General features: G+C 64.3%; 1 protein-coding gene. It reads left to right on the plus strand.

The genetic code is table 11. From position 1 onward, the window contains the following. Positions 1-1,254 (plus strand): AMP-binding protein (locus tag AC0L2A_RS36165; protein WP_473612959.1); only part of this gene is annotated, 1,254 nt, incomplete at both ends.

Below are 1,254 nucleotides of genomic sequence, written 5' to 3' on the forward strand. Positions count from 1 at the left end.
TGGCGAGGCGCTCGGCCTGACGGCGCAGGTGGTGGAGCCCGTGTCTGCGGATCGGGTCTGCGGCTACATGCAGCAGGCGCTCGAAGCGCTGTCGGAGGCATTGGAGCAGGCTCCCGACAGGCCGGTGCGCGCGCTCGACATTCTTCCGCCCGACGAGCGCACCTCTCTGCTGGAGGAGCTGAACCGGACGGCGGCGGCCTATCCGTCGGATCTTTGCATCCACGAGCTGTTCGAGCAACAGGTGCGCCGGACGCCCGAGGCGGTGGCATTGGTGCATGAGGGCGAGGCGCTGACCTATGGCGAACTCAATGCCCGGGCCAACCGGCTGGCCCATCATCTGATCGCCCTTGGGGTCAAGCCGGATCAGCCGGTGGCGATCTGCCTGGAACGCAGCCCGGCGATGGTGGTGGGGCTGCTGGCGATCCTCAAGGCGGGCGGCGCCTATGTGCCGCTCGATCCGGCCTATCCCAGCGCGCGGCTCAACCAGGTGCTCGAGGATGCCGCCCCCAAGCTGCTGCTGGCCGATACGGCCGGACGCGCCGCACTCGGCGCCCAGGCCCCTGCTCAAGTGAGCTTGGTCGACCTCGCCACCGCCACGCCGGGCTGGGCCGAACTGCCGGCCTCGAACCCGGACCCGCGCGCGCTTGGCCTCACATCCCGCCATCTCGCCTATGTGATCTACACCTCAGGCTCAACTGGAACGCCCAAAGGGGCAGAGAATGAGCATCGGGCTATTATCAATCGCCTGATCTGGATGCAGAAAGCCTACGCTCTCGATGCGACTGATGTCGTCTTGCAGAAGACGCCATTTGGCTTCGATGTCTCGGCCTGGGAGTTCTTCTGGACGTTGCTTGAAGGGGCGGCCCTGGTGCTGGCGCCCCCGGCTGCACACAAAGACCCCGATGCACTTGTAAACTTGATAATCAACCAAGGCATCACCACTGCACACTTTGTACCATCCATGCTGGTCAGCTTTATGGACACGAAGGGTGTTGATCGCTGCACATCGCTGCAGCGTCTGGTGTGTAGTGGTGAGGCACTTGCTGCCTCCCTTGCGCACAAGGTTGGGCGCGTATTGCCCTGGACTGGCCTGCACAATCTATATGGTCCCACGGAAGCAGCTATCGACGTGACGGCCTGGAATTGCCCGGCTGATTTTGACGGGTCAGTTGTCCCGATCGGGCGTCCGATAGCGAACACGCGGTTGTATCTGCTGGACGGTCATGGTGCGCCCGTGCCGTTCGGGGCGGTGGG

The sequence above is a fragment of the Mesorhizobium sp. WSM4844 genome (genome assembly GCF_055811775.1).